General features: G+C 61.5%; 17 protein-coding genes, 1 tRNA gene and 1 riboswitch. Of the genes, 4 read left to right on the forward strand and 14 right to left on the reverse strand.

Features of this window, described 5'->3' with window-relative positions; genetic code table 11:
• The first annotated feature begins 22 nt into the window (after positions 1-22).
• Positions 23-781, forward strand: a complete 759-nt coding sequence (locus ABD937_RS03890) for a TerC family protein (protein WP_345253565.1) — start codon at positions 23-25, stop codon at positions 779-781.
• Positions 782-863: 82 nt separating this feature from the next.
• Here ABD937_RS03890 and ABD937_RS03895 read toward each other — a convergent pair whose 3' ends face one another.
• From ABD937_RS03895 to trxA, 6 genes are all read right to left on the reverse strand, one after another.
• On the reverse strand, positions 864-2,339 hold the full coding sequence (locus ABD937_RS03895; protein ID WP_345253566.1) for a potassium/proton antiporter: 1,476 nt from the start codon (positions 2,337-2,339) through the stop codon (positions 864-866).
• A 218-nt stretch (positions 2,340-2,557) separates the two neighbouring features.
• On the reverse strand, positions 2,558-2,905 hold the full coding sequence (locus ABD937_RS03900; RefSeq protein WP_345253567.1) for a hypothetical protein: 348 nt from the start codon (positions 2,903-2,905) through the stop codon (positions 2,558-2,560).
• A 15-nt stretch (positions 2,906-2,920) separates the two neighbouring features.
• Positions 2,921-3,379 (reverse strand): hypothetical protein, encoded by a 459-nt coding sequence (locus tag ABD937_RS03905; RefSeq protein WP_345253568.1) that lies wholly within the window; start codon positions 3,377-3,379, stop codon positions 2,921-2,923.
• Between the two features lie 77 nt (positions 3,380-3,456).
• A complete protein-coding gene (locus ABD937_RS03910; RefSeq protein WP_345253570.1) occupies positions 3,457-3,633 on the reverse strand; it encodes a hypothetical protein in 177 nt (58 codons plus the stop codon).
• 37 nt (positions 3,634-3,670) lie between these two features.
• Positions 3,671-3,847 (reverse strand): hypothetical protein, encoded by a 177-nt coding sequence (locus tag ABD937_RS03915; protein ID WP_345253572.1) that lies wholly within the window; start codon positions 3,845-3,847, stop codon positions 3,671-3,673.
• A gap of 192 nt (positions 3,848-4,039) precedes the next feature.
• Positions 4,040-4,411 (reverse strand): thioredoxin, encoded by a 372-nt coding sequence (gene trxA / locus ABD937_RS03920; protein ID WP_345253573.1) that lies wholly within the window; start codon positions 4,409-4,411, stop codon positions 4,040-4,042.
• 170 nt (positions 4,412-4,581) lie between these two features.
• Between trxA and ABD937_RS03925 the strand changes: the two genes are divergently transcribed.
• Positions 4,582-6,729, forward strand: a complete 2,148-nt coding sequence (locus tag ABD937_RS03925; RefSeq protein WP_345253575.1) for a glycoside hydrolase family 97 protein — start codon at positions 4,582-4,584, stop codon at positions 6,727-6,729.
• A gap of 215 nt (positions 6,730-6,944) precedes the next feature.
• Positions 6,945-7,781: a universal stress protein gene (locus ABD937_RS03930; RefSeq protein WP_345253577.1), complete on the forward strand. Its 837-nt coding sequence runs from the start codon at positions 6,945-6,947 to the stop codon at positions 7,779-7,781.
• 39 nt (positions 7,782-7,820) lie between these two features.
• On the opposite strand, the gene ABD937_RS03935 is transcribed toward ABD937_RS03930, so the two are convergent.
• Positions 7,821-9,230 (reverse strand): alpha-amylase family glycosyl hydrolase, encoded by a 1,410-nt coding sequence (locus ABD937_RS03935; protein ID WP_345253578.1) that lies wholly within the window; start codon positions 9,228-9,230, stop codon positions 7,821-7,823.
• 378 nt (positions 9,231-9,608) lie between these two features.
• On the opposite strand from ABD937_RS03935, the gene ABD937_RS03940 reads away from it, so the two are divergent.
• On the forward strand, positions 9,609-9,839 hold the full coding sequence (locus ABD937_RS03940) for a hypothetical protein (RefSeq protein WP_345253581.1): 231 nt from the start codon (positions 9,609-9,611) through the stop codon (positions 9,837-9,839).
• An 857-nt stretch (positions 9,840-10,696) separates the two neighbouring features.
• Here the strand turns inward: ABD937_RS03940 and ABD937_RS03945 are convergent.
• The 7 genes from ABD937_RS03945 to ABD937_RS03975 form a co-directional block, all read right to left on the reverse strand.
• A tRNA-Arg gene (locus tag ABD937_RS03945) sits at positions 10,697-10,771 on the reverse strand.
• Positions 10,772-10,914: 143 nt separating this feature from the next.
• A complete protein-coding gene (gene cobC, locus ABD937_RS03950) occupies positions 10,915-11,544 on the reverse strand; it encodes an alpha-ribazole phosphatase (protein ID WP_345253583.1) in 630 nt (209 codons plus the stop codon).
• Positions 11,545-11,653: 109 nt separating this feature from the next.
• The gene (locus ABD937_RS03955; RefSeq protein WP_345253584.1) at positions 11,654-12,355 is read right to left on the reverse strand and encodes a Dph6-related ATP pyrophosphatase; all 702 of its coding nucleotides are present in this window, start codon (positions 12,353-12,355) and stop codon (positions 11,654-11,656) included.
• A gap of 46 nt (positions 12,356-12,401) precedes the next feature.
• Positions 12,402-14,357, reverse strand: coding sequence for a TonB-dependent receptor plug domain-containing protein (locus ABD937_RS03960; protein ID WP_345253586.1), 1,956 nt, complete (start codon positions 14,355-14,357; stop codon positions 12,402-12,404).
• Positions 14,358-14,452: 95 nt separating this feature from the next.
• Positions 14,453-14,699: riboswitch (cobalamin riboswitch) on the reverse strand.
• A 51-nt stretch (positions 14,700-14,750) separates the two neighbouring features.
• On the reverse strand, positions 14,751-15,170 hold the full coding sequence (locus ABD937_RS03965; protein ID WP_345253588.1) for a hypothetical protein: 420 nt from the start codon (positions 15,168-15,170) through the stop codon (positions 14,751-14,753).
• Between the two features lie 80 nt (positions 15,171-15,250).
• Positions 15,251-15,958, reverse strand: a complete 708-nt coding sequence (locus tag ABD937_RS03970) for a 2'-5' RNA ligase family protein (protein WP_345253589.1) — start codon at positions 15,956-15,958, stop codon at positions 15,251-15,253.
• A 112-nt stretch (positions 15,959-16,070) separates the two neighbouring features.
• Positions 16,071-22,769, reverse strand: coding sequence for a beta strand repeat-containing protein (locus ABD937_RS03975; protein ID WP_345253591.1), 6,699 nt, complete (start codon positions 22,767-22,769; stop codon positions 16,071-16,073).
• Between the last annotated feature and the right edge of the window lie 56 nt (positions 22,770-22,825).

Here is a 22,825-nt window from a genome sequence, read left to right on the forward strand (position 1 = left end):
TTTGCGGAATAATTTCGAAAGCATGGAACAAGTGATCGCCCTTCTCACCCTGATCTTACTGGAAGTCGTTCTGGGGCTCGACAACGTCATCTTTATCTCGATCGTGGCGGCCCGGCTCCCGAAGGAGCAGCAGCAGAAGGCCCGCCGGCTCGGCCTGATCCTGGCCATGTTCCTCCGCCTCGCGCTGCTGGGCATCATCTCGATCATCCTGAAGCTGCAAGGCACCCTCTTTACGCTGGCCGACCGCGACATTTCCGGTAAGGACCTCATCCTGATCGCAGGCGGACTGTTCCTCATCTACAAGGCCTCTACCGAGATCTACCACAAGATGGAGGGCGAGGACGGTGATACGCAGGTCAACGTGAAGGGCAACTCGTTCAAGAGCGTCATCATCCAGATCCTGATCCTCGACCTTGTGTTCTCCGTGGATTCCATCATCACCGCCATCGGCATGGTGCAGGAGCTGTGGATCATGTACGTGGCCGTGGTCGTTACCGTAGGCATCATGCTGTTCGCCTCGGAACCCATTGCGCGCTTCATCCACAAGCACCCGGCCTTCAAGATGCTGGCGCTTTCCTTCCTCGTGCTCATCGGCGTTTCGCTAATGGGCGAGGGGCTCGACTTCCATATCCCGAAGGGCTATATCTATTTCTCGATGGCCTTTGCGCTCGGGGTGGACCTGCTGCAGATCCGCATGAACAAGCCGAAGACCCCGCCGGTGGACCTGCGCGAGCACTATCGCCCCGAGGACGAGGCCGAGGCGCACAAAGTGATGAAATAAGCGTTTGTGGTTTTCAGGTTGACATTTGTAGTTGAGGGAGAGCGGTAGCTGCTCCCTTTTTCGTCGGATCCGACGGCTCCCTTTAAGCCTTGGGGGCCGCACCGGTCAGGGTTTCGGCGAACCGGGCGATGGCGCGGTCGTCTTCCGCCAGTAGGTGCAGCACATCGTTGGCCAGCAGCCGCGTAGAGCCGTTCGGGGCGATGTAGAGGCCGTTCCGCTTTACCGTGAGGATGTTGAGCGCCGCGGGTACATTGAGCTCTACGATGCGCTTGCCGGCCGCGGGGGCGCCTTCCGGGAGCAACAGTTCCCGCATTTCCGTTTTGATATTGTCGTGGTGCTCGAAATCCTGTACCCGCGTAGGATCGGTGGGCTTGCGCACCGCCACGCGCAGGAGCCGCGCCACGAAGGGCAACGTGGTGCCCTGCAGCAGCACGGAGGTGACGGAGATAAAGAAAACGAGGTTGAAGATCAGCTCCGCTTTCTGGATGCCTGCCAAAAGGGGATAGGTCGCGAACACGATCGGCACGCTCCCGCGCAGGCCCACCCAGGAGAGGAAGAGCTTGCTTCGTGTGTTGGTCTTCGAGAACGAAAGGGCCGCGAATACACCGAGCGGGCGCGCTACAAAGATCAGGAAGGCCGAGATGATGAGCCCGGTGCCTACGAGCGGCAGGATGCGCGACGGAAATACCTGCAGCCCCAGGGTTAGGAAGAGGATGATCTGCATGAGCCAGGCCTGCCCGTCGTAAAACCGCGACACGCTCCGCCGGCGCACCATCGGGCTGTTGCCCATGATGACGGCGCAGAGGTAGATGGCTAGGAAGCCGTTGCCACCCAGGAGGTGCGTGAACGAGTAGGTGAAGAGCGCGAGCGCGAGGGTGAGCACGGGGTAGAGTCCGTTCGTCTCAAGCCCGATGTTATTGATGAGCCAGACCGAGATGCGTCCCATCATCCAGCCCAGCAGGCCGCCCAGGACGAACTCGCGCGCGAACGAAAGCAGCAGCTGCCCGAACGAGCTGTCGTTACCGGCCACGATGGCCGTGAGGGTGATGGTGAGGAAGTAGACCATCGGGTCGTTGGAGCCGCTCTCGAGCTCCAGCACGGGCCGGAGCGAGCCCTTGAGGCCGATGCCCCTGCCGCGGAGGATGGAGAACACCGCGGCGGCGTCGGTGGCGGAGACCACGGAGCCGAGCAGCAGGCCTTCGGCCCAGGTAAAATCGAACCCATAGTGGAGGAAGGCGCCGACGGAACCGGCGGTAAAGAGCACGCCGACCGTGGAGAGCGAGATGCCGCGCCCGAGCACCGGGCGGATGCTTTCCCAGTGGGTGTCGAGCCCGCCGGAGAAAAGGATGAAGTTGAGGGCCACGATGCCGATGAGCTGGGCGAGCGCCGGGTTGTCGAAATGAATGCCGCCGATGCCTTCGGAGCCGGCGGCGATGCCGATGAGCAGGAAAAAGATCAGTGTAGGCACGCCCAGCCGCCGCAGCGTCTTGCCGGCGATCACACTGATGAGCAGGAGCATGGAGCCGATCAGGAGGATATTATCGGGTTTGAGAAACATAAGCGGTGGGTTTGCCTACACTGAATGTAAAGTAAAGAATGTGTTCGCCGTTTATTGGTTGGCATCCCGCTTCCGGTCGCGGGCGTTGACGAACATAAGGAGGCCGATGATGAGCGCAATTACGCCCAGCAGGACCCCGGCAGTGAGTGCTACGGCCATGGGTTAGAGGTTTGAAGTAAGCAATAGGAGTTTCGCGTCGGTAGAAAAACGACGGATGCTTACGTAAAGGCGTGCGTGGGATGCAGGTGCCGGAGATAGGCACGCGCCGCGGCGTCGTTCTGTGCGGCGGGCGGCAGTGCGGCGCATTGGGTGCGCGCGGGCACCTGTGCGTAAAGAAGCAGGTCGGGATGCAGGGGCAGGCGCTGGCTCCATTGGCCGTCGTGCCCGAAGAAATGAGCAGCGCTGAGCTCGCCTTCCTGGTGGGGAAGCTGGATGCGGTCGCTTTTCAGCTCGGTGCCGGTGGCGAACCGTACTCCCTCCGGGTCTGCGCCGGCCACGTGCAGGCCCACCCGCGCCGCCAGCAGCGCGCACAGGAGCAGGGAGAAGAATACGTGGGCCTTTCGCATCGGCGCGAAGATAGGTCAATGCCCACCCGCGCCGGCCCCGGCACCGGGTGTTGCCGGCCGGCCTTCACCTCCTTTTAACAGTTGCCCGATCGCGGCCGCCCACAGCCGGGCCTTGCGGACCGCCGGCTGTGCCCGCTCCTTGTGGTCGGGGCCGTGCTCGTAGAAGGGCAGCACCAGCGGGGGCGCGCCCGGCAGGTCGAGCCGTAGTTCTACGGACCGGAGGAAGTCGGGGAGCTCCTCGTGCTGCAGGGCGCCGGGCGGAATGCCGTGGTACCGGGTGCGTACGGTGCAGGCCTGCACGGAGCGGAGCGGGATGAGCTGCTCTTCGTAACGATCGCCCCGGTCGGCGAGCACGAGGAGGCGGCAGCTGCGGGGATCGATGCCGAAGACGATGTTGCGGAGCACTTGCTGTCCGGAGAGGAACAGCCCGTATCGGGCGGCCAGTTCGCTGAACCGGCGGAGCATTTTTTTCATGGCGTGGGTAGGTCGGTAAAGCACCTCCGCCTGTTTGCGCGGAGGTGCTTTGATGATGGGTACGGGAACACAGGCTCCTACGAGCGGCGGCGTTCCCCGAGGAGGGCAAGTACCTGTAGCGGCACCGTGATGTACAGCAGCTGGTACCACCGGGGGTGGTATACGTAGCCGGCCTCGAGGATGGAGGCGCTCAGCAGGCAGAGCAGCAGCGACAGGGCACCGCCTGCAGGAACCGGCTTGGGTTGCCTGGACATGGCGAAGCATTTAGACGTGAGCAAAGGGGAGAAAAGACTAGGCGATCGGGCGATCGTAGTTGCTGCCGTCGAAGTTCTTGAGCGAGGAAAAATAATACAGCTGGGAGCAGAAGGGGAGGAATTCCGGGAACGACCAGGTGAAGCAGTCGCTGAGGTCGAGTACGACCGTTGTAACGTGCGCGCAGGGCTGGATATGTCGGGCTTCCCGGGTCATCTCTACAAATCTACGGAAAGGGCCCGACAAACAAAACGTTAAACCGGCGGCTCGTTCGGGGTTGGGGAAAAGCCGCGCGGATCCCGTGGAAATACAGGATGCCCGGGCAGAAGGTAAAGAACACGGGTGCTACGGATGCGGCAGATCCGTTCAGATCCGTAGCATCGGTACCATCCGTGTTCTTTCTCGTAATCAGGATCCGGAAGAAGGCTGCAGGAGCCGCTCTTCGATCACCTGCTGGAAGGCGTTCTTCGGCAGGGCGCCCGGCTGCATCATGGGCGTGCCGTCCACGGGGATGAAGAGAAACGTGGGGATGCTCTGGATACCGAACACGGCCGCGAGCTCCTCTTCCTTTTCCGTATCGACCTTGTAAATGACGAGCCGCTCTCCGTACTGCTCCGAGAGCTCCTCGAGTACCGGCGCTACCATCTTGCAGGGGCCGCACCAGTCGGCATAGAAGTCGATGATGACGGGAACGGTGCCGGTATAGCTCCATTCCTTCTCCGTTTCGTAGTTGAAGATCTTGTCCTTGAAGTCCTGTGTCGAGAGCTGCTGTGTCGCCATAACGTGGTTTTTGATATCGGGAATGCAGCACCAAGGTCGTGCCGGACCTGTTGGGCTGCTGCGCCGGGGCAAAAGAAGACCGGCAGCGATGGCACGGGCACCGGTGCAGCAGGCGACCGTTTAAGCGTTAATTTGCGCACGGCCGCTATGGCCGCTTATAACGAACGACTATGCGATTTCACCTCCTGCCGTCCGGCCGCAGCCACCTGCTGCGCCGGCTCTTTTTCTGCCTTAGCTTCTTGCTGGCTGCCACTGCCGCCGATGCCCAGGAGCTGCGTTCTCCCGATGGCAACTTCCTCGCGCGCTTTGTGCTGCAGCCCGGCGGCATCCCGGGCTACACGCTGCTGCACAAGAACCGCCCCGTGATCAACCTTTCGAAGCTCGGCTTCGACCTTCAGGGTGAGCGCCGCTCCCTGCGCGACTCCTTCGTGGTCAGGAACGTTACCACCGCCACCTTCGACGAAACCTGGACGCCCGTGTGGGGCGAGACGCGTACCGTGCGCAACCACTACAACGAGATGGCCGTGCACCTCGAGCAGACGAGCTCGGGCCGGCTCCTGACCGTACGCTTCCGCCTCTTCGACGATGGCCTCGGCTTTCGCTACGAGTTCCCGCAGCAGCCGAACCTCGGGCATTTCATCCTCAAAGAGGAGCGCACCGAGTTCGCCATGACCGGCGACCACACGGCCTACTGGATCCCCGGTGATTACGATACGCAGGAATACGACTACACGATCTCGAAGCTCTCCGAGATCCGCGGCCTCATTGCGAAGTCGATCACCGCCAACCTGTCGCAGACGCCGTTCTCCCCGACAGGGGTCCAGACCTCGCTGCTGCTCAAGACCGCCGATGGCCTCTTCATCAACCTGCACGAGGCGGCGCTCATCAACTACTCCTGCATGCACCTCAACCTCAACGACAGCACGATGGTGTTCGAGAGCTGGCTCACACCCGACGCAAAGGGAAACAAGGGCATGCTGCAGGCGCCTTCCGTGACGCCCTGGCGCACCATCATGGCCTCGGACGACGCGCGCCGGATCCTGGCTTCGAAAATGATCTACAACCTCAACGAGCCGAGTAAGATCAAGGACGTATCCTGGATCAAGCCCGTGAAGTATATGGGCGTGTGGTGGGAGATGATCACCGGCAAGAGCGAGTGGTCGTATACCAACCTGCCCGCGGTGGAGCTGGGCAAGACCGATTTCGCCGCTGCAAAGCCGCATGGCCGTCATGGTGCCAACACCGCCAACGTGAAGCGCTACATCGACTTCGCCGCGAAGCACGGCTTCGACGCGGTGCTGGTGGAAGGCTGGAACGTAGGCTGGGAAGACTGGTTCGGCCACTTCAAGGATTATGTGTTCGATTTCGTAACGCCCTATCCCGACTTCGACGTAAAGGGCATTCAGGAGTATGCGCGCTCCAAGGGTGTCAAGATGATCATGCACCACGAGTCTTCTTCGTCGGTGCGTAATTACGAGCGCTGGATGGATACGGCTTACCGGTTCATGAAGGAGCATGGCTATGACGCGGTGAAGAGCGGCTATGTGGGTTCCATCCTGCCCATCGGCGAGAACCACTACAGCCAGTGGATGATCAACCATTACCAGTACGCCATCGAGCAGGCGGCGAAATACAGGATCATGGTCAACGCGCACGAGGCGGTGCGCCCCACGGGCATTGCCCGCACCTGGCCTAACCTGATCGGCAACGAGTCGGCCCGCGGCACGGAGTACCAGGCCTTTGGCGGCTCCAAGCCCAACCACGTGACGCTGCTGCCCTTTATGCGCCTGCAGGGCGGGCCGATGGATTATACACCGGGCATCTTCGAGATGGATATCTCGAAGCTGAATCCGAAGAACAAGTCCTGGGTGAACAGCACTATCGCCAACCAGCTCGCGTTGTACGTAACGCTTTACAGCCCGTTGCAGATGGCCGCCGACCTGCCCGAGAACTACGAGCGCTTTATGGATGCGTTCCAGTTCATCAAGGACGTGGCCGTGGACTGGGACGATAGCCGCTACCTCGAGGCCGAGCCGGGTCAGTACATCACCGTGGCGCGTAAGGCGAAGGGTACGGGCCGCTGGTTCGTGGGTAACGTGAACGGCGAGACGCCCCGTACATCTACGGTCGCGCTCGACTTTCTGGAGCCCGGAAAGAAGTATACTGCGACCATTTATGCCGACGGAAAGGATGCGCATTATAAGAACAACCCGCAGTCGTATACCATCCGCACCGTGAAGGTGACGAGCAAGTCCAAGCTGAAGCAACTCAGTGCCCCCGGCGGCGGCTTTGCGATCTCGATCGTGGAAGCGAACTGAGCCTGCTCCGTATTTTTACAAGGCCTTCCCGCGCCGCGGGGAGGCTTTTTCTTTAAAGGCCTGGCGCGGATGACGATTCGCCAGATGCTGTGCTGCGTTGGATGTCGGGTTGGATTCCTGTCGTTCTGTACCTGACCAAGGTCGCCCGGTTGTGCGGGCAAGGTCATGGCGGTAGCGGACGGGGTGTTCTACCATTGTGAAACAATCCGACAGCCATGAACACGATACTCGTTCCGACCGACTTTTCTCTGAATGCCGACAAGGCATTCGATTACGCCTTGCAGATTGCCCGTAGGGTAGCCGGCGAGGTAATCGTACTGCACGTATGCGCGCTGCCGCTGCCGGAATATGCGACCGAGCCCGAGGGCATGCGGGAATACAACCGGCTCAGGGCCGTGGAGTTGCAGCTGCGGCTCGATCAATACCGCCAACGGGTTGCTCCCGACGAATGGGTGCGTGTGCGGACCCTGCTAGTGGACGGAGATACGGTCGACGCCATAGTAAAAAAGGCTGGTCAATACAGTGCAGACCTGATCGTGATGGGAACCCGCGGCGCCGGGATCATCAAGGCCTTGCTGGTCGGCTCCCATACGGCTGCCGTGATGGCGGCCACCGATATTCCTGTGATTGCCGTTCCGGATCAGTATACCGGCGGCCTGCCTGATCACATCCTGCTGGCGATTGCGCAGGAGGAGCGTGAGTCGGTACTTGCACCGCTCTTTCGCCTGCGCGCGCTCTTCGGGGCCGGTATCCGGACTATCACCTTCTCAGAGAACGACGAGTCGGCGGAGGAGTTGCTGGAGCACACGCGCACGGTGCGAACAGCAACCCGGAAGTGGAAAGAGGCCTTTTCGCTCCCGGAGCTTCCCGGCGATCATATCGTAGGTGAGGATTTTTTCGCGGCCATCGATGAGTACGTCGACCTGGAGCGCATCAACCTGCTGGCCATGGTCACCCACAGGAGGGGCGGACTGCAGGGCCTCTTCCAAAGCAGCCTCACCCGGAAGATGGCGTACCACACCCATGTTCCGCTGATCTCCCTGCATGCGTGACCGGGGCGGCGAATGCAGGTCGCACAGGTCGGCCGCTGATTACTGCTTCGGCTGCCGCGTCAGCACCAGGTAGCCCCAGGGCTGCAGGTCGAGGCGGGTGCGCGCCGTTAGCGAGTAGGTTTTTCCGGTGAATGCATCGCGGTAGGTTCCCTGCAGGTAGTTGCTTTCGAGTTGTACCGGCGCCGCGTCTTTACTCAGGTTCACCACCGTGATGACCCGGTCTCCGTCCTTATCGCGCGAGAACGCGATCACCTGCTGCATCCGGTCGTGCCTGATCCGCTCCATCGGGCCGCCCCACTGCCCGTTCCACAACGACGGGTGGGCGTGTTTGAGTTGAAACAGTGTTCGGTACAGGTCGCCTACGGGGTGTTCCTTCCATTGGATCGTGTCTTTGTCGAAGAAGCGCAGCGAGCGGTCGAGTCCGGCTTCCTGCCCGCTATACAGCAAGGGCATGCCTTCCATCGTGGCAGTAAGGACGATGGCGGCCGGCAGCGCCGCGCCGAAGTTCGCGACCTGGTTGCCCTCCCAGGAGTTCTTGTCGTGGTTGTCGACGAAGTTCATCCGGTACGCGTTGCGCGGCCAGATGCTGACGTGCTCGGCGATATACCCTTCGGTGAGTCCGCCGATGCCGGCGCCTTTCGTAGCGATGGCATGCAGGTGGTCCCAGAGGCTCCAGGCATAGGTCATGTCGAACGCGTGCTGGTGGAGGTCGCGGTCGGCGGCTTCTGCCAGTAGGAATACGGGGCGGATCGCGTCGAGCTCGCGCCGCAGGTTTTCCCAGAATTCGATCGGTACGAAGCTCGCCACATCGCAGCGATAGCCGTCGATGCCCACCTCCCGCACCCAGTAGGTCATGGCTTTGGTCATGTATTCCCGGAGCGCCGGCTGGCTGTAGTCGAAGTCGATGATGTCGTCGTAGTCGCGCCAGGGCGTCGACTGGAAGGCTCCTTCGCGGGTCTTGATGTACCAGTCGGGATGCTGGGTGGCTACCGGGTTGTCCCAGGCCGAGTGGTTGGCCACCCAGTCGAGCAGCACATGCATCCCGAGCCGGTGTGCTTCGGCTACGAGGTCTTTGAGGTCCTGCAGCGTGCCGAACTCCGGGTTGACGCCGTAGTAGTCTTTCACGGAATAGTAGCTCCCGAGGGTGCCTTTGCGGTTCTTTTCCCCGATCGGGTGGATCGGCATCAGCCAGAGGATGTCGACCCCCAGCTCCTTAAGGCGCGGAAGGTGCTTGCGAAAGGCCGCGAAGGTGCCTTCGGGCGTGTATTGGCGGATGTTGACTTCATAGATCGTAGCGTTCTTGCTCCAGTCGGGGTGGGCGAGTTGCACGTATTCTTTGGGCCGGTGGGCGGATCGTGCTCCCGGGGAGTCGTTGGTGCTGCGCTGCACACACGACAGGCTGCAAGTGATCGTCGTCAGCAGGAGCAGGAAGAGGGTTGCTTTTTTCATGGCTGGAGTTGGCAGCTGATAGCCGCGCCGGATGAAGGTAGGGAAGGGCTGACTTCCACACTCTGAAAAGCGGTCTTATAGTGTACCCCGAAACCGGAGGATATCGGGCTGCTTCCGTCACTGGTTCCGGTTGCCTGCGCCTCATGTGTCCAGGGACGTCGCGGTTCTTGCATTTTATAGGTTCCGGCGAACGGGCACAGCGGCGATCATTGATTGCCGGGTGCCTTGACCATCTTCAGGCCGACGAAGGCAGGTGTAAAGGGTTCTTGGTGGCCCCATGCAGAAAGTCAGATGGCGACGGCAGTACGGGCTTTACCTTTAGCCTATTCGGTACCTGGCCTACTGTCCGGGGGATTCAATAACCGTTAAACAAGAGCCATGAAATACAGGGTAGAGAAGTTAAGCAGCAGTATGTGTTCCGTGAAGCTGGTCCCGGAAAGTGCCATGGAAAAGAACCTCGTTGCACAGGCGGGTCCGGAGGATGGATACCTGTTTTATTACCAGCAGGCGTTGTCGAAGTTTGTACATCCCGAGGCTGTGTTCACCGGTATCGTTAATGCGGATCATTTTCCCGGGCATGTGCTTATAAGCTATACGCTGCCGGAATAAAGCGGAAGGAGTTAGTAAGCACAAAACGTGGGGAATCGCCTTCGATCGTAGCGGGATTTCACGTGACTTCACGAATCTGCTTTGACTATCTAAATGGGTATAGCCCAGGAGGTTTTCAACAATTCTCATGCTTTCCAGGGCAACTTCAGTTTGACATCGACGGTTCACATTCCTCACTCTCTTTTACTCTACTGGCGTTGTTTTTCTGTTATGATACGGCGAGGCGAGTGACTGCACCCGTACATATTAAAAAGTACTTTGGGTCAGAAGTTATATAACTGGGAGCATATGAATCCACCGCGGTTTTACGCTCTGATATTTCAAATTGCGCAAGCCATTAGTAATTGACATGCCCGGTGACTACCGAAACTACTATTTTAGTTTTAGGCAGTTAAGTACTTAGAGACCGGTTAGTAAACTAAAATTTGCATCTGTTCGTTTGGTCTTCATGGTCGTAAAATTGCTATATAAGACCAATTTTCAAAAGAGGACGAATAAGCTACGCTTTCCATTGGTATAATGGTACTCCTTTTAAAATTGTGCTCGCTACCGGTCGGTTGAATACCGACAGAGCAAAAACTTCTCTCATGAGCTGGCTTTGGGGAATCCGAAAATCGGTTAAGCTTGTTCGAACCGGCTCCCTTTTGCGGGCAGGAGCGGGAAGCAACCGTTCTTGGGGCTTTTCATTGATTCAACGAGAAGGAATTTCAGGGTTGCTTCTATTTTGGTGAACTTTCTGATTTTGGTGAAGGGTTGTGGAACGCAAAACCGCTCAAAACCCAAAGCGAAAGGCGATACGAACTAAAAAGCCCCCAGAGTCAATGATCTGAGGGCTAATAGCTAAAGTGAAACTTATTTGGTGGCCTCGCCAAGAATCGAACTTGGATCTGGAGCTTCGGAAACTCTTATACTATCCATTGTACTACGAGGCCGGATCGCGTTACCGCTGTTATTACGGGAAGCGTGGGCGGCAAAGATAGGGGAAACCAGGGTTTCAAGGTGCTATGGTTCCCGGGTGCTGGAGTTTGAAGCTTGGTAGGGTGCCCTCTTCCTCCCGCGCCTATGTCCTCATCATTCATGTGTTACCGCTGGTCATCCTGAGCTTGCCGAGGGACGGCCGGTGCCGCTCCTCGCCCCGCTTCACATTGTGCAGGAAGCGGTGTGCCAGGCGCTCCTCCTGGCGTTGCACGTGCACCAGGCAACCATAATGAATGGGAAAGGCGTCGAAGGAGTCGCCCAGCGATACTTCATTGATGTGGGCCAGCAGGCTGCGGATGACGCCGCCGTGCGTCACGATGGCGAACGGGCCCTCTGCCGGCGGCAGGTCCTGCAGAAAATCCGTCACCCGCTCGTAAAGCTGGGTATAGCTCTCGCCACCGGGAATGCAGGCATGCAGGCGGTTTGCCATCCAGGCCTGGAGCGGACCGGGTTCGATGCTGTCCCAGGGGCGACCTTCCCAGTCGCCGCAATGGATCTCTTTGAGGCGGTCGTCGAAGCAGAGCAGTTGCCCGGGAAAGAGGCGCTCGGCGAGCTTCCGGCAACGCTGGAGCGGTGAGCTGTACACCGTGCGGATGCCGGCCGGCAGGTGGGGCAGGATGGCCGCAGCTTCGGCGTCAAAAGTGGCGGTGAGCCCGAGGTCGGTTTGCCCGTAGCAGGTGCCTACAGGTACGTCGGGGGTGGTATGGCGGATGAGGTAAAACTCCATAGTCGGTAGTTGAGGCAAATAACAAACCAGCCTCGTGCTGGTTGTGCCGGCCATCCCACCAATCGGGATACCCAAGCGGAACGCCTTCGGTCCTATGCGCGCCAACACATCAGGGCAGCAGTTCGCAAAAAGAGAAGACGGTCTCCGGGCGCGGCTCCGTATAGCAATCGTTGCTGCCGCGCGGCGCGGGATAGCTTTTCTGCACGAGGGCACCCTTGCGGAAGGCCACCGGCGCATGGAACACCGGGCCGTCCCATACAAAGGAATGGTACTCGCCGTTTTCGCCGCAGGGATCCACGCCTTCGGGCAGGTCGCGCAGAAAGGCGGCGTCAAGCGCACGGCCGCAGAAGGAGCGCGGCAGCAGGCTTTCGTTCACGCTCACGATCACGGCCTGGAAGCCGGCGCTGATAAATTGTTTGGCAAGCGCCTGGGTATCGGTGCCCCACAGCGGGTAGACCCCCTCCAGGCCGTCGTTTTCCAGCAGCCCGCTGCGGTAGCGGCGCAGGTCTTCCAGGAAGAGGTCTCCGTACAATGCGTGTGTGTAGCCGCCCGCTTTCAGCTCGGCATGGGTGGCCCGCAGCGCTGTCTCGTAAGCAACCATCGACGGGTTGTCGGGCAGCGTGCACACCGTCACCGGCAGGCCCAGCGCATCGGCCTGGCGCTCCAGCAGGGCGCGCGGCACGCCGTGCATCGACACCCGGTCGTTGTGCAGGCAGGTGAGGAGGCGGCTCACCGGGAGGCCTTGTTTCTGCGCGGCATGTAACGCGAGCGCCGAGTCCTTGCCGCCGCTCCAGTTGAGAAATGCTTTCATCGGGAGTAAAATAAAGAAGGCAGCCGCTGGGCTGCCTTCCGGTGATTTAAAATTGGTAGCGGACCCCGCCATAGGCATTGAAGCCAGGCGTGCCGTACCCGTAGATCTCCTGGTACTTCGCGTCGGTCACGTTCCGTGCATCCACGAAGATCCGGAGGCCGGTTCGCTGCACCGCATACTCGGCATAGAGGTTCAGCAGGGCGTAGTTCTTCAGCGTCACGGTCTTCACGGTGAAGCTCGAGTTGTCGAAGTACTGGTCCTGCACATTGCCCACGGCGTTGAGCTGCGCGCTGGCCGTGAAGCCGCCGAAGGTGACGCCGAGCGAGAGGGCCACATTCTGCTTCGGGCGGCGATACAGGTTGAACACCGTCGTGTCGCGGCTGCCAAATTTCGTGGTCACCTCACCGTCGGCATAGCCGTAAAAGAGCTTGCCGAACACATGCTTGCTGAACTGCACCTTACCGTCGATCTCGATGCCGTGGTCCTTCTGGCGGTCGCGGTTGATGTAGTTCGATTGAAACGTAGTGGGGTCGGTGAAGAAGACGATCAGGTCTTTCACGTCGCGGTTGAAGTAGGTCACGCGCAGGCTCGCGGCGCCATCACCCGAGAGCACCTGGATGCCCCCCTCGTAGTTCATCGACTGCTCCGCCTTCAGGTCCTTGTTGCCATACTCGGAGAAAAGCTGGTAGAGGCTCGGCGTACGGTAACCGCTCGAGATGTTGGCGAACAGCTTCACGCTGTTGTTCCAGAGGTACGAAGGGTTGAGGTTCCAGGCGCCATTGGAGCCGTAGCGCGAGTGGTTGTTGTAGCGGGCGCCGGCTTCGAGGCTGAAGCCTTGGAAGGGCGTCCAGAGCGCATTGGCATAGGCGCTGATCTGGCGCTGCTGCAGGCTGTCGGTGCCGAGCTCCGTCTTGGAGTTGCCCCACTGCGAGATGCTTATATTCTCCTGCTTCATCGAGGAGGCGCGGTAGTCGGAGCCGAAGGTGAGCTTCACGTTCCGTAGCGGCAGCGTGTAGAACAGCTCGCCGAAATGCTCCAGTGCCGTGAACGAGGAGCTGCTGTAGGTATTGAACAGGTTGGGCGTCTGCGTGGAGTCGTCTTCGTAGGAACGCTCGATGCGGTTGTAGTTATACAGGGCGCGCAGGGTGCCTTTGCCGAGGGTGAAGGTCCCGCGCAGGCCGGGCTGCAGGTTCTTCTGCTCGTAGGTGAAATCGAGCGCGTCGGCATGGTAGCCGGCGTCGAGGTTACCGGAGTTGGTGGTGTAGCGCACGTAGGGTTGCAGGTGCACTTTGGGCGTGAGCTGGAAGCCGATGCTCGCGTCGGCGCCGTGCTGGGTGTAGCCATTGGGTGCAAACTCCTTGCTGCCTTCCGGGGTGGCCGCTTCCGAGATGCCCTTCGTGTTGAAGTAGTTGTAGCCTACGTTATAGTCGATGATCCCGTTGCGGCCATTGACGGAAGCCGCGGTGCGCAGCGTGTTGAAGGAGCCATAGGAGAGGAGCGCGCTGCCCTGCACCGTTCCGGGGCCTGCCTTGCGGGTGATGATGTTGATGACGCCGGCGATCGCGTCGGAGCCGTAGAGCGTACCCTGGCTGCCCTTCAAGATCTCGATGCGCTCCACGCGCTCGATGGGGATGAGGCGCAGGTCGAAGTTGGAGCCGATGCCGGTGGCGTCGTATACGGGCACGCCGTCGATGGTGATGAGGGAGTGGTCCACGCGGGCGCCGCGGATATACACGCTTTTGTCTTTGCCGGGATTGCTCCAGGCCCCGTTGATGAAGAGTCCGCCCTGCTCGGCGAGCACCTGCGTGAGGTCGCGGGCGCCGGCGCGCTCGATGTCGGCGCGCGAGATGGTCACCACTACCTTGCCGGTGGCGGAGGCCTTCACTTCCGATTTGGTGGCGGACACCACCACTTCATTCAATACCTTGGACGAGTCGGCCACTTGCTGGGCCACGAGGGGGCTGCTGGATACGAGCGCAGCCACCGAAAGAAACTTTTTCATTGCAGAAAAAAGGGTTTGGTGACTGCTTCCGAAAAAAAAGTTGGAAAGGAGCGATCGCGATACGGTCCATTCCTGCTTTTCACCCGAAAGCAAAAAATTAATAGCTGCGGGCGGCAGGTCTTCTGGCTTCGCTCTCCGGGCGCCTTCCCATGGCGCCCGAGGCGCCACAGTGGCAAGTTGCCCTATAATAAGCTCCTGGCAGCGGCACTGGCATTCACCATTGACCATTGACCATTCACCTATGAACGTTACAGCTACGGGGATAGCTCCTGACTTTCACAGGATTCCCTTTTAATCCCCGTTGCCGGCAGGCGCGGGGGAACCGATCGCGGCGCAAATGTAGGGAAATCGGTGTGGTAGGAGCGGCGCTTTTTCGAGGGGCGCGGCGGCGCCTCAGTGGCTTTGCCCGATGTCGCGGAAATCCCAGCCGTCGAATCGGACATGGAAGATGGCTTCGTCGAAGGGTACGGCATAATCGAGTTCCCATATCGTGCCGTCGTCGTGCGGCAGCAGGATGCACTGCAGCTCCAACAGGGCCGCCAGGGGCGCACCATGCTCCTTTTCGGTATGCGGGTAGGCAGCACCCGCGACGTTCAGAAGCGCCGGCCAGAATGAAGTGCGCAGGGCATCGGCTTTTCTGGAATAGAGCTGCAGGAAGGCCGCATCAGCATCGGAAAGGGCCAGGCCTTCATACTGGTACTCGTACGGCAGCACCAGCCGGTACTGCTGCAGCAATGCAGCGCGGGTAGCGCCAGCATCGCCGGCGCGGAGCGTATCGACGCATTCCCGGAGGTCTTGAACGAATTGGCTCATGAAGCGGAAAGTTGGCTGTGGGTAAACATCAGTTAGTAGCAAAGGTGGTCAAAACAGCAGGTGATTAGAGATAAGCGGCGCTAACCGGGACCTCCGCGTGTGCGCTCAAGCCGGAACGAAGCCAGGCGCTGCACGCGGTTGGCCCGCTGGTACCAGTCGTTGAACACGAGCTCCATTTCCCCGCAGCGCCAACAGCCGAAGTCGGTATTCCGGTGCTGCTCCAGCACGCGGGCAAGGGCCGGGGCATTGCGCGGTTGTTCCGGGAACCGCAGCAGCGTAGCATGAGCGCTTTGCAGCACGTAACGCGTATCAATACTCTGGTCGAGCGATGTAGCACGGAATGCTTTCCGCAGCCGCCCGCGTACTTGCTCCAGTGCATCGCCTTCCGGGTAACCGCAGGCCATCACCGCTGCGGCCGAGGCGGTGATCCCCCGGAAGCGGAGTACGAACGGGGCGATGCCTTCCAGGCATGCGCGGACGAGCCGTTCATAGGCTGCCACGTCGATGCCGTCGAGCCGGAATCCTTCGCGGCACGACACGATCGCCAGTACCGTCACGTGCAGGTCGGAGGCCGGGTGCAGGTAAAGACCTGGAGAGGCGTCGAGGGCGGCCTCCTGGAAGCGGCGGAACGCCTCCTGTATTTTTACGGGTGGACGGAGCAGGAGCGTGAGCCCGCAGCGGTTGTCGTCGGGCGCATCCAGGTGCGGGTCGGCCGAGCAGGCGCCGGCGCGGATGAGCGGGGCCGCATCAGCGTACATCGAATCGTACAGGAGCTTCAGGTCGGTCATGAGCGGCCCTAAGGTACGGACCGGCCGTTGCCGGCTGTCCGCAGTACCGGACTGCGCAGGCACGAAAATGCCCCGGCCGTGGCGCCGGGGCTTTGTATGCATAACAGGTTCATTATTCTTTTACTACCCGCAGTGTCTCCCGCGTTCCATCGGCACTGATCAGCGTCAGGAAGTACACGCCGGCCGCTTTCCCTTCGAAGGGCAGGGCGATCGTCTGGCTGCCGGAGGCGGCCGCGATGTCGGTGCGCCACTGCAGGCGGCCACCCGCGTCGTGCAGCAACAGCTGCAGCTTCCGGGCGCTGCCCGTGCTGATGCGGAGCGTGGCGCCGCTGCGTACCGGGTTGGCCGACAGGCTGAACTGGAGTGCCATACCGGCATCGCCGAGGCGTACAACAGAGGAGTACATAAAGCGTCCGTCGCCGTCGACCTGGCGGAGGCGGTAATAGCGGGTGCCCGTGGCGCTGCTGCGCTCGTAGAAATACGATTGCACGCTGCTGCTGAAGCCGGCTGCCGCCACCCGCCCGATGGATCGGAAGGAATTGCCGTCGCTGCTTTCCTCGATCTCGAAGTGGCTGCTGTTTGCCTCGGTGGCGGTGCGCCATTCGAGGCGGTCGGTGCCCGCGGTACGCTTGCCGGTGAAGGAGAGCCAGGTTACAGGAAGAACAGCATTGAACATCCGCACCGAGAAGGGCGAGAAGCTCGTGAAGCCGCTGCGCGTTACCGTGTAGGGATCGCTGCCGGCGGCCTGCAGGGCGGTGGTGCCATAATCCCAGGCGCCGCCGGTGTAGTGGGCGAGGCGGCAGTTGTTGCGGGCAAACAGGGGCAGCTCGCGGCTTCCGGGCCACTGCACGGTTACACTGGCGTTGAGGTTGCCGGCAGTGGCTTCCTCGATCATCCACGTGGCGTTCACGGCGTAGTTGGAAAGCGCGCCGCCGGTGCTGCCGTTGAGCTGCGCGTTCTGCAGCAGGCGCACACTGATGTTGTCGGGAGCGGAGCCCGCATCGAGCGATACGGTGGCCGGGAGGTAGCTGGTAGCGGTACCTACCGGGAAGGTCCTGCCAGCCCCGGTTGCGATCGGAAGCACCAGTGCACCGCTGCCGGTGGCTACCACGTAGTGGGTGTTGCTGACCGTATAATTACCGCTCGACACGGTGAGGTTGTGGTTACCCAGGGTCACCTTGCCATTCGTGAGTAGGAGGTTGCCGCCTACGTTCACCGCGCTGCCGAGCGACAGGCCGAGGGCGTTGTTGAGCGTTACATGGTGGAGTGTGCTGGCTGCAGACAGGACCTGTGCCTGCACGCCGTTGAAGTGCAGGGTAGTGCCGCTGGCTGTGAACACGCCCGGGCTCGTCTGCGTGAAGTTGCCGCCGATGCTGTGCGTGAAGTTGCCGCCGGTGAACGTACCCCCGGTGATCGTGAAGTGCTTCAGCACGGTGAGCGCGGCACTCGTGGTCTTGGTGCCGGCCGTGACCTCGATGGACCCGTAGGTGATCGCGGGTGTCAGCGCTTGTGCCGCGCCGTTGTATTCCACGATGCTGAACGAGTCGAGCACATGCTGGGTAAAGGAGGGCAGCGCGCTCGTGCCGCCGATGCGCAGGCGGGCGTAGTTATCGATGGTGAGCGTGTTGGACGCACCCGCTGTGGCATCCTGGCTGAGCGCAAGCGTGCCGATGTCGAGCGTGCCCGAGGTAATGTTGAGGTCGGTCACGCCGGCCACGTTCTTCTGCAGGGTATGCGTGTTGCCCGATCCCTTCTCCACGCCGAAGGTGGCGAGGGTAAGGGTGGTGGCGCTGCCCGTGAGGTTGCCGTTGACGGAGCCGGTGAAGGTGGGGCCGGCAAGGGTGGCGTCCACGGTGCCGTTCATCGTCAGGTCGTGGCTGACGTTGAATTCGGAGTTGACGGTGAGCGCAGCGCCCGTGTTCACCAGGAGATCGTAGAACGTAGTGTTCGACGAGCCGGAGAGCTGCGCGGTGGCCGAGCGGAAGATAAAGGTGGACGTGCCGCCGTTGAGCGTTCCGTTCGATTCCATGTCGCCGTTGAGCGTATAGGTATGGCTGCCTGCGTTGAAGACGGCGGTGTCGGCGATGGTGAACACGCCGCTGATGCTGCTCCAGTTGGCGGCGGGCGATACGCCGGTGCGGTTGCCGATCACGACGTGGGTGAGGGCGCCCGGTGTGCCGGTGACGGAGAGCGCGCCGCTGCCGCTGAAGTTCACGGTGCCGGTGCTGTTGAAGTAGTTGGTGGCCGTATTGGCGCCCAGGTAGGCGGTGCGGGCCGCCTGGGGGGTGAACAGCATCGTGCCCGCACCGGTAACGATGCCGTTGTTGGTGAAGTTGCCGGCGATGCTGTGCGTGGAAGTGCCCGAATTGAACGTGGCATTGGCGGCCACGTTGAAGGCTACGAGCACCGTCCAGTTCACGCTGGGCGTTACGCCGCTGCTGTTGTTGATGTTGAGCGTGGCGAAGGTGGGCGTACTCGTGGAGTTGAGCACCGGGGCCACCGTGCCGTTGAAGTTAATGATGCCGGTAGACGTTGAGTTGATGGCGTTGATCAGCTGGACGGTCTGTGCCTGGGTGCCGGCAAAGGTGGTGGAGCCCGAGCTCGTGAGCGAGCCGCTGTTCACCAGGTTGCCGTACAGGATCGCCGTTCCCGCGCCCGCGTCGAAGGAGCCGCCGCTGACGATGGTGAGCTGGTCGTTGAAGGTGAGGTCGCTGCCGCCAACCGTGTACGATCCGTATACGGTGAGCTTGTTGAAGGTGCTGTTGCCGGTGATCGTTTTTCCGCTGCCCATGGCCAGTACGGCCCCGGTGGCGGGCGTGAAGGTGCCGTTGTTGGTCCAGTTGCCGTAGAGCGACAGGTTATGGGCCGAGCCGTTCAGCGTGGCGCCGCTGGCGATCGTGAGGTTGCCCTGCACGGTGGCGGGGGCGGCGAGGGTCTTGGCGTTGGCGCCGCCGTTCTCGATCACCAGGTTGCCGTACGACACGCCGGCCACGCTCTGCACGCCCGTGCCGTTGTAGCGGGTGTTGCTCGCCGCGCCAAAGGTGTAGTAGGTGTAGTTGGCCGGGAAGTTCGAAGTGCCGCCCACGATGAGCGTGGCGCCGTTGGCCACTTCCAGGGTGCCGCCGTTGGTGTTGCGGTTGGCGTTGAACGTCTTGAGGTCGAGCGTGCCGGCCGTTACCAGCAGGTCGCTGTTGAGCGTGAGGTTGCCGGTGAGCTGAGCGGTGCCGGAAACCTTGTTGATGATGATCTTATTGAACGAGGTGGGAGAGATGCTCTGGTTGCCCGTGCCGTTGAAGGTAGCGACGCCGCCATTGGGAAAATAGGTGCCGTTGTTGTTCCAGTTGCCGCCTACCTGGATCGAGGTGCGGTTGGTGGCGGAGGCGCCGGAGGCTACCGTCACGTCGCCAACGATCGTGGTCGGGCCGGAGAAGTCGAAGGTGCCGGCGGTCACCAGGAGGTTGCCGTTCACGGTGGTGGTGGCAAGCGGGTTGGTGGTGGCGGTGCCGGCCGTCTTGTCGATCACGAGCTGGTTGTACGTTACGCCGCCTACGCTCTGGAAGTTGCCGCCGTTGTACGTCACGGTGCCGCTGCCCGCGGTGAAGGTGCCGCTGCTGTAGGTGAAGTCGCCGCCGATCCGGAGGTTGCCCGCCCCGCTGAACACGATGCTGGCGCCGCCGCTCTGGGTGAGGGAGCCGGTGAGCGACACGAGGCCGCTGCCGATATTCAGGTTGATGGCGCGTCCGCTCGTGCCGTCGCTAAGCAGGATATTGCCTTTCACGTCGAGGGTTTGCGCGCCCACCTCGATGCTGTGGGTCACGTTGCTCGTCCAGGAGCCGCTGATATTGCCTTGCGTGGTGAGCGACCCGGCATCGAGGTAAAGGGTCGCTGCCTGGGTGCCGGTGAAGAGGATGCTCTTTGCGTTCGCGGCCGTGCTGATGTGCGGCTGGTGGGTGAACGGGATGGCGCCGATCTGCACGATGTCGTTGGCCGACGGCGGGAAGGAGGGCGTGCCCAGGCCCAGCGTCCAGTTGGCGGGGTTGTGCCAGTCCTGGCTCTGCGAGCCGTTCCAGTTCACCACGTTGGCTGCTGCCGAGAGGGTCCAGCTGCCGGTAATGGTGGAAAGACCCGTCTGCTCGGCCCAGTTGGCCGTGCTGCTCGTGCCCGATGCGCCGGCGCTGATCCAGGTGCCGTTGAGGCGATAGAGCTGCAGGCTTGCCTCGCTGTTGCCGTTCAGCTCCACGTCTTCGTAGTGCAGGCGGAGGCGGGCCATCGTGTAGCTGCCCGAAGGGATCGCGATCGTATAATTACGGTTGATGGCCGCGCCGAAGGGGAAAGAGGCCACGCTGCCCGTGGTCACGGTCATGGTGACGTTGGTGACCCCCATGGCGGTGGTGAAGGTGAGGAGGTTGTTGGCGCTTTCGAACGCATAGTCCGTCAGGGCCGCGAAGCCCGTGGGGTGGGTGCGCTCGATAGTACCCAGTATGGTGGCCGTAGCGGAGAAGTTGATCTTGCCGGTATTGACCAGGTCGCTGTTGCTGACCGGCACCGTGATCTTGTTGGCGGCCGTGCGCAGCACCCCGTTGGTCATGTTGAGCACCGAGGCGGTCATGTTGTTGGCCAGGAACACCGAGTTGGTGGCGGCCGTCTTGTTTACGGTCAGGATGTTGAACGTGGTGGCGCCCGTCAGCGTCGCGTCGTTGACGCCGGTAAGCTGCACCGTGCTGCTGCCCGCCGTGAACGCTCCGTTGTTGATCCAGTTGCCGCGCACGCTGTGCGTGAACGAGCTCGCCGCGAAGGTGGTGCTCGCCACGATGCTGAGGTCCGTCAGCACCGTCACCCCGCTGGCTGCCGTCTTGGTGCCGCCGTTGCTGATCGTGAGGTTGTCGTAGGTGGTGCCGGTAATGTTCTGTGCGCCGCTGCCGTTGTACACCACGGTGTTGGGCGTGGTGGTGCTGGCGTTGAAGGTGCTGCTGATGCCGAGCGTGCCGGCGATGCCGAGGGTGGAGTTCGCCGCCAGCTGCAGCGAGGTGCCGCCCACCGATACGTTGAAGAGGTTGGCGGTGCCGTTGTACAGGCAGGTGCCGTTGAACGTGACCGTGCCCGCGGAAGCCGTCAGCGAGCCGGTTACGTCCAGCGAATTGGTCACCGTAAACGAAGCGGCCGTGGCCACGGAGCCCGTGATGGAAAGGCCGGTGAACGTGATGGTGCCGGAGCCGCTGAGGGTCTTGCCGCTGCCGCTCATCGTGAGGATGCTGCCGGCCGAGAAGGCACCGCTGACCGCGAGGTTGCCGGTCAGCGCCAGCGCCGAGGAGGTGATCACGTTGCCGGTGCCGGCGATCGTGAGGTTATGGAGCGTGATGCCGGTACCGGTGATGGTCTTGGCATTGCCGGTCATGTTGATGGTGCCGGCAGGGTAGGAGAACACGCCCGAACCGGTGGTGGCCAGGTTCCCCGCCACGGTCACGGTGCTTACGGTGTTGTTGATGCTGATGCCCGAGGCAACGACGGTCAGGTTGTTGAGGTTGAAAATACCGGTGCCGGTGCTGCTGCTCACGGTGGAGCCGGCGCCGCTGAGCGTGAGGGTGCCCGTGTTTCCGTTGATGGTGCCGTTGTTGATGAGGCCGCCGCCGAGGGTCAGGTTGAAGGTGCTGCCGTTGACGATGGTGCCCGCACCGATGGTGCTCCCGTTGCTGACCGTCATGTCGGCCGCGGCGTTGGCCGTGACGGTACCCGTGGTGGTGAAGGCGTTGGCGACGGTGAAGGCGGTCGACGGGAGGGTCTTGGTACCGCTGCCCGAAAGCGTGAGGTTGCCGTAGGTCCTGGTCGATACGGTCTGGGCGGTACCGTTGTAGTTCACCGTGCTCGTGTAGCCGAGCGCATACGTGGTGAAGTTGGCCGGGAAGTTCGACGCGCCGGTAACCAGCAGGGTAGTGCCGTTGGCGAGCGAAAAGGTGCCGCCACCGGTGGCGGAGCGGTTCGCGGTGAAGGTCTTGAGGTCGAGCGTGCCGCCGTCTACGTAGATGTTGCCATAGCCGGTGCCCGAGTTGAGGCCGGGCAGGTTGGCCGCCAGCGAGCGGGTGCCGCTGCCGGTGAGGCGGAGGGTAGAATAAGTGAGGGAGGAAGAGATCGTCTGGGCCGAGGTGGAGTTGTATTCGACGGTGGAGCCGCCGCTGAGCGACACGGTGCCGGAGTAGTTGGCGGCTAAGGTGGCCGCAGTGACCTTGAGCACACCGGTGCTGCCTACCGTAATGGCGCCGGGGATGGTGACGCCCGCTGCCGGCACCAGCGTACCGTTGAGGTTGAAGCTGTTGACTCCCGAGAAGGGGGCATTGGCGGTGATCACGGCCGAGGCGTTGATGGTGACCTTGCGGAAGGTGTTGGTGCCGGTGCCGGAGAACACCTGGGCCGTACCGGAAAGGATGGTGGCTGCCTGTGGGGCCGTGTAGGAATAGGTGCCGTTGTTGGTCCAGTTGCCGGACACCGTGAGGGTGGCCTTGCCCTGCTTCAGGTGTCCGTTGCCGTTGATCAGCACGGGCCCGGAAATGTTCAGGCTGCGGTTCAATGTGAGGGTAGCCGCCAGGTTGCCGCCCAGCGTCAGGCCTGCGCAGCTCGATTTGCCGGTGACGGTGGGCGCATAAGGGCCCGTATAGTTGTCATCTCCGATAACGGCGGCCTTTGTGGAAGAGGGTATCCCGTTGGTCCAGTTGGCGGAATTCGACCAGCTTACGCTGACAGTACCTTTCCAGCTGGTCTGGGCGCCAGCAACGAATACGGCGATGACGGCGAAGAATGCAAAGAGCAGCTTTTTCATAGGATGGACGGTTGCGGAATAAGAGTTTACCCTGTAAAGGTACTGTCAATCGCAGG

Source organism: Flaviaestuariibacter amylovorans, assembly GCF_039541815.1.
Lineage (GTDB): Bacteria > Bacteroidota > Bacteroidia > Chitinophagales > Chitinophagaceae > Flavisolibacter > Flavisolibacter amylovorans.

What these genes read in the sequence shown, in the direction of transcription:
- ABD937_RS03955 (WP_345253584.1), bottom strand. Translation starts at nt 12,355, where the DNA reads ATGAAAGCATTTCTCAACTGGAGCGGCGGCAAGGACTCGGCGCTCGCG.
- ABD937_RS03935 (WP_345253578.1), bottom strand. Translation starts at nt 9,230, where the DNA reads ATGAAAAAAGCAACCCTCTTCCTGCTCCTGCTGACGACGATCACTTGC.
- ABD937_RS03970 (WP_345253589.1), bottom strand. Translation starts at nt 15,958, where the DNA reads ATGACCGACCTGAAGCTCCTGTACGATTCGATGTACGCTGATGCGGCC.
- ABD937_RS03960 (WP_345253586.1), bottom strand. Translation starts at nt 14,357, where the DNA reads ATGAAAAAGTTTCTTTCGGTGGCTGCGCTCGTATCCAGCAGCCCCCTC.
- trxA (WP_345253573.1), bottom strand. Translation starts at nt 4,411, where the DNA reads ATGGCGACACAGCAGCTCTCGACACAGGACTTCAAGGACAAGATCTTC.
- ABD937_RS03930 (WP_345253577.1), top strand. Translation starts at nt 6,945, where the DNA reads ATGAACACGATACTCGTTCCGACCGACTTTTCTCTGAATGCCGACAAG.
- cobC (WP_345253583.1), bottom strand. Translation starts at nt 11,544, where the DNA reads ATGGAGTTTTACCTCATCCGCCATACCACCCCCGACGTACCTGTAGGC.
- ABD937_RS03890 (WP_345253565.1), top strand. Translation starts at nt 23, where the DNA reads ATGGAACAAGTGATCGCCCTTCTCACCCTGATCTTACTGGAAGTCGTT.
- ABD937_RS03940 (WP_345253581.1), top strand. Translation starts at nt 9,609, where the DNA reads ATGAAATACAGGGTAGAGAAGTTAAGCAGCAGTATGTGTTCCGTGAAG.
- ABD937_RS03975 (WP_345253591.1), bottom strand. Translation starts at nt 22,769, where the DNA reads ATGAAAAAGCTGCTCTTTGCATTCTTCGCCGTCATCGCCGTATTCGTT.
- ABD937_RS03905 (WP_345253568.1), bottom strand. Translation starts at nt 3,379, where the DNA reads ATGAAAAAAATGCTCCGCCGGTTCAGCGAACTGGCCGCCCGATACGGG.
- ABD937_RS03965 (WP_345253588.1), bottom strand. Translation starts at nt 15,170, where the DNA reads ATGAGCCAATTCGTTCAAGACCTCCGGGAATGCGTCGATACGCTCCGC.
- ABD937_RS03925 (WP_345253575.1), top strand. Translation starts at nt 4,582, where the DNA reads ATGCGATTTCACCTCCTGCCGTCCGGCCGCAGCCACCTGCTGCGCCGG.
- ABD937_RS03900 (WP_345253567.1), bottom strand. Translation starts at nt 2,905, where the DNA reads ATGCGAAAGGCCCACGTATTCTTCTCCCTGCTCCTGTGCGCGCTGCTG.
- ABD937_RS03895 (WP_345253566.1), bottom strand. Translation starts at nt 2,339, where the DNA reads ATGTTTCTCAAACCCGATAATATCCTCCTGATCGGCTCCATGCTCCTG.
- ABD937_RS03910 (WP_345253570.1), bottom strand. Translation starts at nt 3,633, where the DNA reads ATGTCCAGGCAACCCAAGCCGGTTCCTGCAGGCGGTGCCCTGTCGCTG.
- ABD937_RS03915 (WP_345253572.1), bottom strand. Translation starts at nt 3,847, where the DNA reads ATGACCCGGGAAGCCCGACATATCCAGCCCTGCGCGCACGTTACAACG.